The sequence below is a fragment of the Janthinobacterium lyxosi genome, from assembly GCF_051380665.1.
Taxonomy (GTDB): Bacteria; Pseudomonadota; Gammaproteobacteria; order Burkholderiales; family Burkholderiaceae_D; genus Janthinobacterium.
Window position 1 is genome coordinate 1 of sequence record NZ_JBNYXM010000026.1, and the last position, 13,528, is coordinate 13,528.

10 protein-coding genes and 1 rRNA gene are annotated in these 13,528 nt (G+C 63.3%); 6 read left to right on the top strand and 5 right to left on the bottom strand.

What is annotated here, in order from left to right:
- The 5 genes from ACQ4WP_RS22265 to ACQ4WP_RS22285 form a co-directional block, all read right to left on the bottom strand.
- A 16S ribosomal RNA gene (locus ACQ4WP_RS22265) occupies nt 1-107 on the bottom strand; the annotation flags it as partial.
- Between the two features lie 431 nt (nt 108-538).
- Nucleotides 539-1,267, bottom strand: a complete 729-nt coding sequence (locus ACQ4WP_RS22270; protein WP_436524469.1) for a YfaP family protein — start codon at nt 1,265-1,267, stop codon at nt 539-541.
- Nucleotides 1,268-1,296: 29 nt separating this feature from the next.
- Nucleotides 1,297-2,994, bottom strand: a complete 1,698-nt coding sequence (locus ACQ4WP_RS22275; RefSeq protein ID WP_436524471.1) for a DUF2300 domain-containing protein — start codon at nt 2,992-2,994, stop codon at nt 1,297-1,299.
- 5 nt (nt 2,995-2,999) lie between these two features.
- The gene (locus tag ACQ4WP_RS22280) at nt 3,000-6,449 is read right to left on the bottom strand and encodes an alpha-2-macroglobulin family protein (RefSeq protein WP_436524577.1); all 3,450 of its coding nucleotides are present in this window, start codon (nt 6,447-6,449) and stop codon (nt 3,000-3,002) included.
- A complete protein-coding gene (locus ACQ4WP_RS22285) occupies nt 6,337-6,960 on the bottom strand; it encodes a DUF2138 family protein (protein ID WP_436524473.1) in 624 nt (207 codons plus the stop codon). Before ACQ4WP_RS22285 ends, ACQ4WP_RS22280 begins: the two co-directional genes overlap by 113 nt.
- Before the next feature lie 164 nt (nt 6,961-7,124).
- Here ACQ4WP_RS22285 and ACQ4WP_RS22290 point away from each other — a divergent pair, with 164 nt between their 5' ends.
- From ACQ4WP_RS22290 to ACQ4WP_RS22315, 6 genes are read left to right on the top strand one after another with little or no spacing between them, the layout of a single operon-like run.
- Complete coding sequence (locus ACQ4WP_RS22290; protein WP_436524475.1) at nt 7,125-8,645, top strand: B12-binding domain-containing radical SAM protein; 1,521 nt, start codon at nt 7,125-7,127, stop codon at nt 8,643-8,645.
- A 57-nt stretch (nt 8,646-8,702) separates the two neighbouring features.
- Nucleotides 8,703-9,836 (top strand): MlaE family ABC transporter permease, encoded by a 1,134-nt coding sequence (locus tag ACQ4WP_RS22295; RefSeq protein WP_436524477.1) that lies wholly within the window; start codon nt 8,703-8,705, stop codon nt 9,834-9,836.
- Entirely contained in the window at nt 9,836-10,738 is a 903-nt protein-coding gene (locus ACQ4WP_RS22300) for an ABC transporter ATP-binding protein (protein WP_436524479.1), read from the top strand. The genes ACQ4WP_RS22295 and ACQ4WP_RS22300 overlap by 1 nt, the downstream gene beginning before the upstream one ends.
- The gene (locus tag ACQ4WP_RS22305) at nt 10,738-11,697 is read left to right on the top strand and encodes an MlaD family protein (protein WP_436524481.1); all 960 of its coding nucleotides are present in this window, start codon (nt 10,738-10,740) and stop codon (nt 11,695-11,697) included. Before ACQ4WP_RS22300 ends, ACQ4WP_RS22305 begins: the two co-directional genes overlap by 1 nt.
- A 12-nt stretch (nt 11,698-11,709) precedes the next feature.
- Nucleotides 11,710-12,324, top strand: coding sequence for an ABC-type transport auxiliary lipoprotein family protein (locus tag ACQ4WP_RS22310; protein ID WP_436524483.1), 615 nt, complete (start codon nt 11,710-11,712; stop codon nt 12,322-12,324).
- A 10-nt stretch (nt 12,325-12,334) separates the two neighbouring features.
- On the top strand, nt 12,335-13,522 hold the full coding sequence (locus tag ACQ4WP_RS22315; RefSeq protein WP_436524485.1) for a VanZ family protein: 1,188 nt from the start codon (nt 12,335-12,337) through the stop codon (nt 13,520-13,522).
- Nucleotides 13,523-13,528 lie beyond the last annotated feature (6 nt).

Here is a 13,528-nt window from a genome sequence, read left to right on the forward strand (position 1 = left end):
CCCGTTCGCCACTCGCCACCAGAGCAAGCTCCGTGCTGCCGTTCGACTTGCATGTGTAAGGCATGCCGCCAGCGTTCAATCTGAGCCAGGATCAAACTCTTCAGTTTAATCTCTGTTACTTTGCCATTTTACCGGCATGGTCGAACTATTTAACTAGTTCAAACCCCTCGCATTGCGAGGTGTTTGCTCACTCAAAAAACTGACAGGCTACTTCCGAAGAAGTATCCTATTTCATTATTTCTTGTGAACATTTGATATTTTAAGTTAGACGCCAATCCGAAAATTGACGCTGCACTTACATCAAATGCCCACACTTATCGACTGTTAATTGTTAAAGAACTGTATTCGGTACTGCTCTCGCGCTATCGACAAAGCGTTGTGTTTGTCAGCTGCGAAGAAGGAAGAGTATGAAGCGTTTGCAGCATTTCGTCAACCTTCTTTTTCACCCTGCTTTACTCGGCATTTGCATGCATCGTTCAGCGAGGGGGCGAATTATAGCCCTGCTCCGCACGCCCTGCAAGGGCTATTTACAGGCCATTTATGGCAAGACAAACGATTTTACCAAGGTCAGCTCGCCAGCGGCCCGCATCGGCACCTGGAAGCTCTGCAGCTTTTCACGCGGCGTACCTTCGTTGGTGATGATCGATATGCGGGCGACGGTCAGCATGGCGGTGTTCTCGCCGCTGCCGTAGTAATTGACATAGGCGTGATAGTTGCCCTTCAGCGGCGCCGCGCTGGAAAAGATTTCCGGGCCATAGCCGGTGGTCACGTCCACATCCAGCGCGCCACCATCTTTCAATACGCGATTGCCGTACCAGGCGTGACCACCGTCCGGCGTGACCACATGCAGATCAAGATCGGTGCCGGCGCTGTCCCACGACAGCACAATACGCAAACGCGCCTGCGTCTTGCCCTGGTAGCTGTCGACAAACTGGGTGCGCGCGCGGCTCCTGCCATCCGGAGAACGCACTTCCACGCTGTTCGCGCCGCTGGCGAATCCATAGGGGCGGCCGTAGCTGCCGTCCTCGCCCACCTCCATCGGCATCACCACGCCATTGACCACCAGCGTGGCGGGCTTGCCCTTGACGGCGCCCGCGATACGTCCTCGTATCTGCGCCGTTTCGGCCTGGCCCGGCTGCAGGTTGACCGACGCGGCGGGGTAATTGACTGCTTGCGTATAGTCCTCGCGCGCGCCAGCCGAATTACGCCAGCCGCCCTTTGGTGCATCGATGGTGACCTGGGCCTGCGCCCAGAGTGGCAATAGCATCAGGGGAATCGAGCAACGGATATAAAAACTCACAGGGCCTCCAGGTTAAGGTCGACGAGCCGGCGGGCCAGCCGCTCGACATATTCTTCGTCCTGGCCGCGCGGATGGCGGCGCAGGCCAAGGTGCAAATATTCATGGGCCAAGGTGATGCGGTCTTCGCGCGTGGCCAGCGGGCGCATGAAGATGCGGTTGCGCAACTGCTCCGAATACGGCGCGCCGCTCGATAAGGCACAGACCAGCGGCGCTTGCGGCGGCGCCTCGTAGCCGGCCTCGCGCAGCAGCACGCGCTGCCAGCGCGGCACGGACCGCGCCAGCCAGTCCTCGTTCTGCGCCAGGCGACGGCAACGCGCGCCGGTATTGCCAAAGGTGCTCAGCGCGCCGCCAGGATAGGCTGCCGCCAGCAATTCATCATAATGCTTGCCCTGTTTGGCCTGGCGCAGCGCCTCGCTCCACGCCATCGTGCCCTCGGACGGCTGGTTGCTGTGATAGCGCACGGTGACGCCATCGACGATCAGCTGGTCGGTCCAGCGCGCAATCGCCAGCGCCGCCGGCGTGGCAGGACTGGGACTGACGCGCTGGGTCGCGCTGCTGTCGGCGATCTGCTGGCAGCCCGCCACGCTCACCGCGTTCTGCTGCAGATACGTGCGCGCGGCAATCGCCAGCGCCTTGGCCGCTTCCGGCTCATTAGTACTCGCTTCGCGATCGAGCACCCGCGCCACATATTCATTGACGCCGAAGCGGCCGCGCAATTGCGGACGGCCGCCCTTGTCTTGTACCAACATCAGCTCGCCGATGCTGCGCAAGGCGAGGTTCTGGCCACTCTCGAACTGCACATGGTAGCGGCCATGCAGCGGCCCGGGCACGGCCACGCCACGCTCGCCGCGCACGGCGCGAATCGGATAGCGCTTGAAGTAATCGACCACCACGCAGCCACCGTCGTCGGCCGCACCCACTGGCGGCAAGCTGGCGGCAAGCCTGGGCGCCCACTGTGCAAAGACATTGCTGCTGCCGCCCGCGCCGCCAAACCAGATCGGCGTGCCGTCGGCCAGCCAGCCGGCCGCGCCGCCGATACGTTCGTCTGCCCGGCGCTGCTCGTGCCAGGAATACGTCTTCACGCGCAACTGGCTGCCGAACCAGCGCGCCGTCCCGGCCCCGCGCCCACCGCGTCCATCCAGCACCACGCGCAACAGGGCCGCTTCCGCTTCCTGGCGGCTGGCGGCCGGGATGCTGTCCAGCGCGCGCAGCAGGCTGTCCAGGCGCACCATGCGCGCCGGCGCCAGCTGCGCGGGATCCGCCAGCCAGGCGAAGTCGCCCGCAGGCGCACTACCCAGGCGGCCAGTCCAGTACTGGCGCCATGAAGCCGGCGCGATCATCAGACGCCTGGGCGAGAAAAATGGGCCGCAGGATTGCGCCAGCGCCGCGTCGTGGCCAATGCTCTGGCCCGCATCGCAGCAATACACTTCTTCCGGATCGCGGCCGCCGCAGCGGTAGTCCGGCATCGCCACCTTGTTATCGGTCGCGTACACATACACGAACAGCTTCCACAGGCTGGCCAGCGGCACTTGCCGCGCGCCGTCAAACGGGGGCGGGGCCACGCCGCCCTGGCGCAGCTGCCGCACTTCGGTCTTGCCGTCGCGCCACCAGGCCACGTCCAGCGATTTTGACGATGACTGCGCCCACGACGGCGCGGCCAACAGCATGGTCGCCATCAATGCAGGAAATGCCACACGCATCACTCGACCTTCAGCGCACGCGTAGTCTTGCCGCCGCCCTCGAGCGCTGTCTGCTCCGGCTGATACATGCGGTAAAAGCGCGCCGGCGGCAGCACATAACTGCCCTTCTGCGCAAAGCGCAGCAAATGACGCACGGTCACGTCGCCGGCCAAAGGCTCGATTGGCACGGCATAGCCGTCGCGGCGCTCGGTATGACGCGCGCGTTCCAGCGCGGCCGGCTTGTCGCCCGCCATGACCATGCCCCAGGTGGTCGATTCGACCATGGCCCCGGGCGGCAGCGCCACCTCCAGCAGACCAAAACGGTGCTTCGCACCCGGCGCCGCTTTCAGGGTGATTTCATCGAGGTACAGCGCGTCCGTGCTGAGCGTTTCGCCCGCCTTGACCAGTTCCGTCGTGTAGCCGCCCTTGCCTGCCTTCATGCGCAAGATGTGACGTTCAACGGTGACCGGCAAGTTCTGGGGTTCGGCGGCATGGCTGTCGTACTGCACCACGGCCACCGTGCCGGCCGGTGCCGGAGTCGATGCGGCGAGACGCAATTTATCGGGAATACTCTTGGCGTCCGTCCAGCGCCAGAGCGGCTGGCCGCTGCGGCTGTCGCGTTTTTGCCAGGCGCCGTCCAGCGCCACGGCCGGTCCCTTGCCGAACGATGCGCCGCCCAGCTTCTTTTGCACCCAAAGCAAGGTCATCGCGCGGTCCAGCGTCGGCATCTCGGCGCGCACGCTGGCCAGTACCGCATCGGCCTGCGATGGCGGCACTTCGCCAGCCAGCATCAGCAAGGCCTGCGCCACCGGCGCCTTGGACTCACGCAAGACTTGCCAAGCGCTGGCCACTTGCAGCTGCAGTGAATGCGGCAAGGCGATGCCATTCTGGCTGGCGACCAGCGCCACCAGGCCCAACGACATCGCTTGCGCTTCGCGATCAAGGGCTCCGCCCGGCAGCAGGCTGCCGCTGTCGCCCGCCTGGCGCGGCTTGCCGCCCAGGATGGCGATCGCGCTGTCATCCACCAGGCCGGCAGCCAGCGTCTGCGTAGGCAAGCCCATTTCGCGCGCCATCCACAGCACCAGCGCGCGGTCGCCCATCGCGTCCTTCAAGCCATGTTCGCTGTAGACGGCCAGCAGCTTGTTCCAGTGCTCGGGCGGCAGCTCGATGTGCAGCGCGCGCGCCGCGTACCAGTCGGCGTAATAGGCGTAGGCTGTCATCAAGGCATTGCCGGCCGTGGCGTTGCCCCACCAGGCGAAGACGGCGTTGGGACCAGCCATGGAGACCAGACGCAGGCGCTGCGCCGTCAGCAGCGTTTGCAGGCGTGCACTTGCCGCGCCGGCGTCCGGCCCCAGGCTTTGCGTGGCCAGCGCGAGCGGAATCAAGCGGCTCGCCGTCTGCTCCACGCAGCCATACGGATAGTCGATCAGGTCGTCGGCGATGCGCGCGAACTGGCTGGCCGCGCCCTGCGCGAACGAGACGCGGATATTGCGCGCGTCCGCCGGCAACTTGAGCGCTAGGTCACCCATCGCACTAGTAGCACCATCAAGCGGCAGCACCAGCGTGCGCGGACTGCTCCAGGCGGCGGGCAAGGTTTGCATGGCCGTGTCGAGCGCGTCGACCAGCTTGCCGTTCTGTTTTACTTCCAGGCGCAGCGGTCCGGCCCCTGGAACGAGCGGGAATTCGACATAGTTCACGCCCGGCTTGGCGGACAGTTTTTCCGTCTTCGGCTGCGCCCCACCGGAGAGGACAACGTCGAGCGCCTGCTCCTTGCCCGTCTGGTTGAACACGGCCACCGAGGCACGCGGCGCATCGCCGGCACGCATCCAGTCCGGCGCGGTCCACTTGGCATAGTAGTTCTTGTCCGACCGCAGATAGGCAGTGCGCTGGCCCACGCGACCTTGGCTATCCATCGCACGGCCCGTGATGCGCCAGCGTGTCAGCGCATCGGGCATGCTGAAGCTCACCCGCGCATTGCCATTCGCGTCGGTTTTCAGCGACGGCGCCCAGTAGGCGGTGTCGATATTGTCGCGGCGCGGGCGCTCCAGCACCTTGACGCCACGCTCGTTGTAATTGTGGCGCGCGGGCGCACCGGCAGTGCGCCCCTGCGCCATGTCGTAGCTGATGAAGGACAGGCTGGCCGTGGTGCGCACGTTGTTGCGGCGCGGATGGTAGAAGAAGTCGCCGATGTCCGGCGCGATTTCCGGCTGCAGCACATAAATCATTTCATCGACCACGCCCAGCACCACCATGGTGCTCAATGGCTTGCCGTCCAGGGAGGCCTTGACGTCCAGGGTCACCTTCTCGCCGGGCTGGTAGACCTCCTTATCCATCTTGAACTGCAGCGCGATGCGCGGCTCGATCACTTGCAAGCCGGCGTTCTCGAACACGAAGTCGCCATTGCGCGTGTACGCCACCGAGAACGTCATGTTCGGGCCGTGCTCCTCCTTGACGGGAATGCGCACGCGCCACTGCCGCGGCGCCACGCGCTGCGCCTGGTACCAATCAGCGGCGCCGGCCATCAGGCCATATTGCTCCACCTTGTCACGCTCAAGCGTCAACAGCGCCTGGTCGACCTTGTCGGAAAAGGTAATCAGCGCCTCGGCGATGTCGCCCGGACGATAGCGGGCGCGATCCAGCACGATCTCGATGCTGCCCGGCGTCGTCTGCACGCCATCGCCGGAGACCCAGTGGCTGGCGGCGGCCAGCAGGTTGCCGCGTTCGTCGCGCAGCGCCAGCTGATATGAGCCGGAGGCCGGGAATGTCACGTCCCAGCCCTTGGCAACTGGGTCGAACGCGCCCTCGGTCTTGCTCTGCTTTTCCAGCTGCACCATCTCCCAGCGCACGGGTCGCGCCGCGCCCTGGCCATCGGCCACCAGGTCGAAATGCACGGCCTGGCCCGGATCGGAAAACTGGCGCGTGGCCTTCAACTGGTAGCTGCTGCTGGAGCGTTCTATCATCAGCTCGCGCGTCGTTTTGACGCGGTAGGCCGCGCCATCGGTCGCCAGCACGGTCAAGATGTAGCGCGAGGGATCGGCGGCGGGCGGCAAGGTGAAGTCCACATTGCCGCTGCCGTCGCTGACCACTTCTTCGGTTTTCAGCGACACCGGGAACAGGCCGCTGTAACGCAGCTCACCCTCGACCATGGTGTTTTTCTGGCTGCGCAGCGACAGTGTCATCTTCGCGTTTTTCACCGGTTTGCCGTCCGGGTAGCGCAGCGCGATGCTGCCCTTGACCGCCTCGCCCGTCTTGAATTCCGGTTTCGATGGCTGGACGTTGATTTCAAAGTGCGGCTTGACGTATTCGGCCACGCGGAAGGCCGCGCCATACACACCGTCCTTGTAGCTGAAGCGCAGCTCATAGCCACCGGCGGTGGCTTCCGCGGGCAGGCGGAAGCGCGTGTCGGCGCCCGTGTCGCCGGACAGCTGCAACGTTTGCGTCAGCAGCGGCGTGCCGTTCGGATTGAGCACGGTCAAGCTCAGCGGCGCACCAGCCGCTGCCTGCGATGCACATTTGCGTATCCTTCAAGGCGATCTTGCCCGCTTCTTCGAGCAGGCGCGTCAACTGGTTGCGCGACACGGCGATGGCGAAATGCTTGAGCGAGCCGTCTGCGTCGCGCCACAGGGCCACTTCCGCCGGCTGGTCCAGCACCATGCGCAGCAGCTGGTCGCCCCATCCCAGCGCATGTTCGTAGGCGATGCGGCGCAAGCTGCCCTTGAGCCCCAGCCTGTCTTCGCTTTGCTCGTAATAGAACAGGAAATCCTCGCGCAGCACGTCGCGCGCCAGCGGCACCGTCAGCAGGTCGCGCGGCAAGGTCGACAGGCTTTTCGTGCGGACCAGCGCGTCAGGCCGGGATAAATCCAGCTTCAGGCTGTTGACCGGCCCCATCACGCCCCAGCCGAAGACCCGGTAGCCGACCAGCGCAGCGGCCACCACCGCCACCCCGGCAAGTGCCCCGACCAGGACTTTTTTATTAAGCACTTTTTTATCTTGTACTTTTTTCGCCAGCACCTTGTATCCCTTTACCCTGCCGTAGCATTGACAAGTTAGTAATTATTAACAAATGGTGACATGGCATTTGTGGCCGCAACGCACCAGTGACGGGACAGCGTAAAATAGCGGTTTCGCCGTTTCAATCGCCTCCCATGACCATCCTGCTCTCCACCCTGAACGCCCGCTACACTCACGCCTCGCTGGGCTTGCGCTATTTGCTGGCCAATATGGGGCCGCTGCAGGCACAAACGCGGCTGCAGGAATTCGTCATCGGCACCAAGACGACGGAACTGGTCGAACGCATCCTGACGAACAAGCCGCGCATCATCGGTTTTGGCGTGTATATATGGAACGTCGAAGAAACAACGAAACTGGTCGCCATGCTCAAGCGCGTGGCGCCCGAAGTCATCATCGTGCTGGGTGGGCCGGAAGTGTCGCACGAGGCGGGCGAGCAGGAAATCGTCAAGCTGGCCGATTACCTGATCACGGGCTGGGGCGACGTCACCTTCCCCAAGCTGTGCGGCGAGATCCTCAACGGGCCGAAACCGCTGATGAAGATCCACGCGGGCGTGCAAGCGCCGCTGGCGGAACTGCAGCTGCCCTACTCCTTGTATACAGACGACGATATCCGCCACCGCACGATTTACGTGGAAGCGTCGCGCGGCTGTCCGTTCAAATGTGAATTCTGCCTGTCGGCACTGGACAAGACGGCCTGGCCCTTCGCCCTGGAGAACTTCCTGGCCGAGATGGAGTCTTTGCATGCGCGGGGTGCCCGCCTGTTCAAGTTCGTCGACCGCACCTTCAACCTGAACATCAAGACCAGTTTGAAGATCATGCAGTTCTTTCTGGACAAGATCGAAGCCAATCCGGACGATCCCATCTATGCCCACTTCGAGCTGGTGCCCGACCACCTGCCCGATGTCTTGAAAGAAGGCATCAGCAAGTTCCCGCCCGGTGCACTGCAGTTCGAGATCGGCATCCAGAGTTTCAATCCGGACGTGCAATCGCTGGTCAGCCGCAAGCAGGACAATCAAAAGGCGGCCGATAACATCCGCTGGCTGTGCGAAGAATCCAATGCCCACCTGCACGTGGACTTGATCGCCGGCTTGCCGGGCGAGGATGAAGCGAGCTTCGCGGCCGGTTTCAACAAGCTGGTGGCCTTGAAACCGCATGAAATCCAGTTCGGCATCTTGAAACGGCTGCGCGGCACGCCCATCATCCGCCATACGGAAAACTATGGCATGGTGTTCGATCCGCACCCGCCCTACACTATCCTGGCGAATAAACACCTCGATTTCATGAGCATGCAGCGCCTGGTGCGCTTCGCCCGCTACTGGGACCTGGTCGCCAACTCGGGCCGCTTTGCCAATACGGTGCAATGGATGCTGGGCGACACGCCGTTCGAAAACTTCATGGACTTTTCGAACTGGCTGTACGCCCATACGGACGCCACGCACCGCATCGCCATGGAACGCCTGGCCAAGCTGGTGGCGCAATGGCTGCAGACGCGCGGCATGAGCGCGGTCGAGGCCCATGCCCTGTTGGCCAGCGACTATGCGGGCGGCGCGCAGGCGGCCGCACAGTCCAAGCCAGGCGAAGTGAGTACTAGCAGCGCCAAGGTGCGCCCGGACGTCGCCCTGCCACAGCGGCAGGCGCGCCACCTGGCGTCCTGACAGCCCGGCGATTGAACAGCGGTGGCGGTCTGCGCCATTCTCCCTTAAACTGGCACGATGCCGACTGTACAATCGCCGAAACTGACCCTCTCCCAGACCAACTCCCAACAGGGAGCGCTTGTCACTGCCAGCGGCACCTGGCAGGTGCACGCCCTCGCGCATGACAATGCGATCAAGGCCATCGACGCCCAGCTCCAGCCCTTGCAGGGCGACGCGAATGCCAGCTGGGACCTGTCACAGATCGACAGCATGGACCATATCGGCGCCCAGCTGTTCTGGAATGCCTGGGGCAAACAGCGTCCTGCGCAGCTGACCCTGGCGCCGTCGCAGGAAGAGTTTTTCCGGCGCATCGAAGAGACGGGTCCCCTGGAAACGCCACCCTCGCGCGCCAACCGCCTCACGCCCGTGATGAAACTGGGCATGACCATTTTGCTGTTCTTCGAACACTTGAAGGGTTTTATTGCCCTCGTGGGCCAGGTGACGCAGGATATCGGCCGCTTTGCGCGCCATCCCATGCGCGGACCGTGGCGTGAAATTTCCGCCAATATTTTCCATGCGGGCTTCCAGGCGCTGGGCATCACGGCGCTCGTCGGCTTTTTGATCGGCGTCGTGCTGTCCTACCTGTCGGCGCAGCAGCTGCGCGCCTTTGGCGGCGACATTTATCTGGTCAACCTGCTGGGCATGAGCGTCATCCGCGAACTGGGGCCCTTGTTGGCGGCCATCCTCGTGGCCGGCCGCTCGGGCTCGTCCATCACGGCGCAGCTGGGCGTCATGCGCGTTACAGAAGAGCTCGACGCCATGCTGGTGATGGGCATTTCGCACGGTTTCCGCCTGATCATGCCGAAAGTGCTGGCCCTGGCCATTTCCATGCCCCTGCTCGTCATCTGGACGGATACGGCCGCGCTGATCGGCGGCATGGTGGCGGCCAAGGTGGAACTGAATCTGTCGGCGCGCTACTTCATCCAGAAGCTGCCGGACGCCGTGCCGCTGGCCAACTACATGATCGGCCTGGGCAAGGGCGTCATCTTCGGCATGCTGATCGCCCTTGTCTCCTGCCACTTCGGCCTGCGCATCAAGGCCAATACGGAAAGCCTGGGGCACGGCACCACCACCGCCGTCGTCACGGCCATTACCGTGGTGATCCTGGCCGACGCCGTGTTCGCCATCGTCTTCAATGGAGTGGGATATTGATGGCGGACAACGATAACGTTTGCAAGGTGAGCGAGGGCAAGGAGGGCCGGTTCAACCTGCATGGCAGCGCACCCGTGGTGGAAATCACCAACTTGTGGACCAAGTTCGGCCGCACCGTCGTGCACCAGGACTTGAACCTGGAAATCGAACGCGGTGAAATCCTCTCCATCGTGGGCGGCTCCGGCACGGGCAAGACGGTGCTGCTGCGCCAGATGCTGGGCCTGGAACATCCGGCACGCGGTTGCGTCAAAGTCTTCGGCGAAGATATCAACCAGGCAAGTTCCGACCAGTTGCAGCAGTTGCGCAACCACTGGGGCATGCTGTTCCAGCAAGGCGCCCTGTATTCGGCGCTGACCGTGTTCGACAATGTGGCCCAGCCGATGCGCGAATTGCGCGTGCTGCCCGAAGCATTAATACGCGACGCGGTATTATTAAAGATGAATATGGTGGGCCTGGGCCCGGAACATGCGCTGAAAATGCCATCGGACTTGTCGGGCGGCATGATCAAGCGTGTGGCGCTGGCGCGCGCCCTGGCGCTGGAACCGAAGCTGCTGTTCCTCGACGAACCGACGGCGGGCCTGGACCCGGACCTGTCGGAAAGTTTTGTCTCTTTGATCCAGTCGCTGCACCGCGAGCTGGGCTTGACGGTGGTAATGGTCACGCATGACCTCGACACCCTGTTCGCCCTGTCCACGCGCATCGCCGTGCTGGCGGAAAAACACGTGATCGCCATCGGCCCCACGCGCGAGGTGATCGAAGTGGACCACCCGTTCATCAAGCAATTTTTCCTCGGTGACCGCGGCCAGCGCGCGCTGGCCGTCCTCGATGAAAAACAGGCGGCGGCGGACAAGGCTGCGCAGCCAGGCGCTGACGCCGGCACAGACAAGAAAGCGGAGAAGTAATGGAAAACAGATCACATGCCCTGATGACGGGATTTTTTACACTCACCCTGCTGGTGGCCGCCATTTTGTTCGGCGTCTGGTTCAACCGCGACCGCGTGGAGCGCGTCCCTTATTTGCTCGCCACCACCCTGTCCGTGCCGGGCCTGAACCCGCAGGCAACCGTGCGCTACCGGGGCCTGGAAGTGGGCAAGGTCGACGCCATCGATTTCGACACACAAAAGGCGGGGCAAATCCTCGTGCACATCAGCGTCGCGCCCGACACGCCCGTCACCAACACCACCTTTGCCACCCTGGGCTACCAGGGCGTGACGGGCATCGCCTACATCCAGCTCGACGATGAACAGGTGGGTTCCACATTATTGGGCACCAGCAAGAACAAGCCTTCGCTGATTCCCCTGCGCGCCGGCTTGCTCGACCAGCTGGAAAAGCGCGGCAAGCGCATCCTCGACCAGGCCGAGCAGATCACCAACAAGGTCAACAACCTGCTCAGCCCCGACAACCAGGCGGCCATGCTGGGCGCCTTCAATGAAGTGGGCAAGGCAGCCAAGGCCTTTGGCGCCATTCCGCAGCAACTGGAGCCGACCCTGACGCAATTGCCGCAGCTGACGGAACAAACACGCCAAACCTTGACGGCCGTCAGTACGGCCAGCAAGAACGTGTCGGACTTGACGGCCACCTGGAAAAAGCTGGGCAACGATATCCAGGCACCCGGCGGCGTGCTCGACAAAGTCAATGGCACGGTCGACCGGGTCGGCAATTCGGTGGAAACGGTGGCCAATGGCGTATCACTGGAAGTGCTGCCGCAGGTAATCGAGCTGAGCGGCGAAGCGCGCTCCTCGATGCGCGCCCTGAAAACCACCATGAGCACGCTCAATGAACAGCCGCAGAGCATCTTGTTCGGCGCCCCAGACATCCCGCCCGGTCCGGGCGAGCCCGGTTTTTCGGCGCCGGGCAAATAAGGAGAACACAGCATGCAACTCCCTCGCAATCTCACCGCACTCATCCTGGCCGGCGCTTTCCTGCTGGGCGGCTGCGCCAGCCGCGGCCCCGTCCCCACTTTTTATGATTTCGGCCCGGTGGCGCCGATGGCGACCGTGCCGGCGAGCACGCCGCCCGTGCCCGTGCTGGTGATCGCCGACGCCAACGGCCCTTCGTGGCTGGACAGCCAGCGCATGTATTACCGGCTGCTGTACGCCGATGCACAGCAATCGCGTCCGTACGCCTACAACCGCTGGAACACGCCGCCGCTGCAACTGTTGAGCCAGCGCCTGAAAACCCGCGTGGCGCAAAGCGGCGTGAAAGTGCTGTCGACTACGGACGCGGCCGCCGGCATTCCCCTGCTGCGCATTGACGTCGATGATTTTTCGCAAAACTTCGATACGCAAACGCACAGCAGCGGCCATGTGTCGCTGCGCGCCTCGCTGTTCCGTGGCCACCGCCTGATCGACCAGAAAACCTTCAGCCGCAGCGGCCCGGCCGGCAGCGCCGATGCGCAAGGCGGCGCGCAGGCGCTGGCGGCAGCATCGGACGCCATCGCCACCGACCTGCTGGTCTGGCTGGGCACGCTGAACCTGCCGAAAGAGTGACCGCAGCACGATGACCGACCCCGCAGCCCCTGCCAGCCCGCCAGCGCCACTGCCGCCCGTACGCTCGTCGCCCGTGTCGCGCGCGACCCTGCTCGCCTACGTCTTCCTGATCGTCTACGCCAGCTGGTTTCCGTTTACGGGCTGGCACAGCAATGGCTTGTCGCCGCTGACTTTCCTGGAAAACACGCGCATGCCCCGTTACTGGACGGGCTTTGACGTGGGCATCAACATCGTCGGCTACATCCCGCTGGGCGCGCTGATCGTGTATTCGCTGTTTCCAAGGATCACGGGTTTCTTTGCCGTCATCGTCGCCAGCCTGTGCGGCATGTTGATTTCCGGCAGCATGGAAGCCGTGCAAACCTATTTGCCCAGCCGCGTGTCGTCGAATCTCGATTTTTATACGAATGCGGCCGGCTGCTTTATCGGTTCCATCATCGGTGCCTTGACGGCACGCAAGCTGCTTGACCATAGCAATCTGTACCGCTTGCGCCAGCGCTGGTTTGCCCAGCACGCCAGCCAGGGCCTGGTGCTGGTGGCCTTGTGGCCGCTGGCGCAGATCTATCCGCAAGGCTATCTGTTCGGCCTGGGCCAGCTGCTGCCCATCCTCTCGGACTGGCTGTCGCAGCTAACGGGCATGGAGATCGACCTGGCCACGTATCTGCGTCCCGATGTGATATTAACCGTCGAGCAATATTGGCTATCAGAAACCATCATCACAGCTTGCGGCATGACGGGCGCCGTGCTCACCTTGCTGTGCCTGCTGCGCCGCGCGGCACCGCGCGCCGTGCTGATGCTGATCCTCATCGCCGCCGCCTTGATCGTACGCTCGATGGCCAGCGCGCTGCTGTTTTCGCCCGAGAACGCCTTCGTCTGGATCACGCCGGGTGCCCAGGGCGGTTTCTTGATCGGCCTGATCATGCTGGGCGGCCTGGCGTTCGCGCCCCATGTGGCGCAGCGCCGCATCGCGGCCGCCACCTTGCTGCTGAGCCTGGTGATGGTGAATACGACACCGATCAACCCGTATTTCATGTCGACCTTGCAAGGCTGGGTACAAGGCAAGTTTCTCAACTTTAATGGCGCGGCGCAATTCCTCGCCCTGCTCTGGCCTTTCATGGCCCTGTGGTTCCTGTGCCTTCCCTCGCACCGCCTGAACCGGCAGGACGATGCGCAGCGCCAGCGTCGCGAAGACCACCCATAAGCGCTA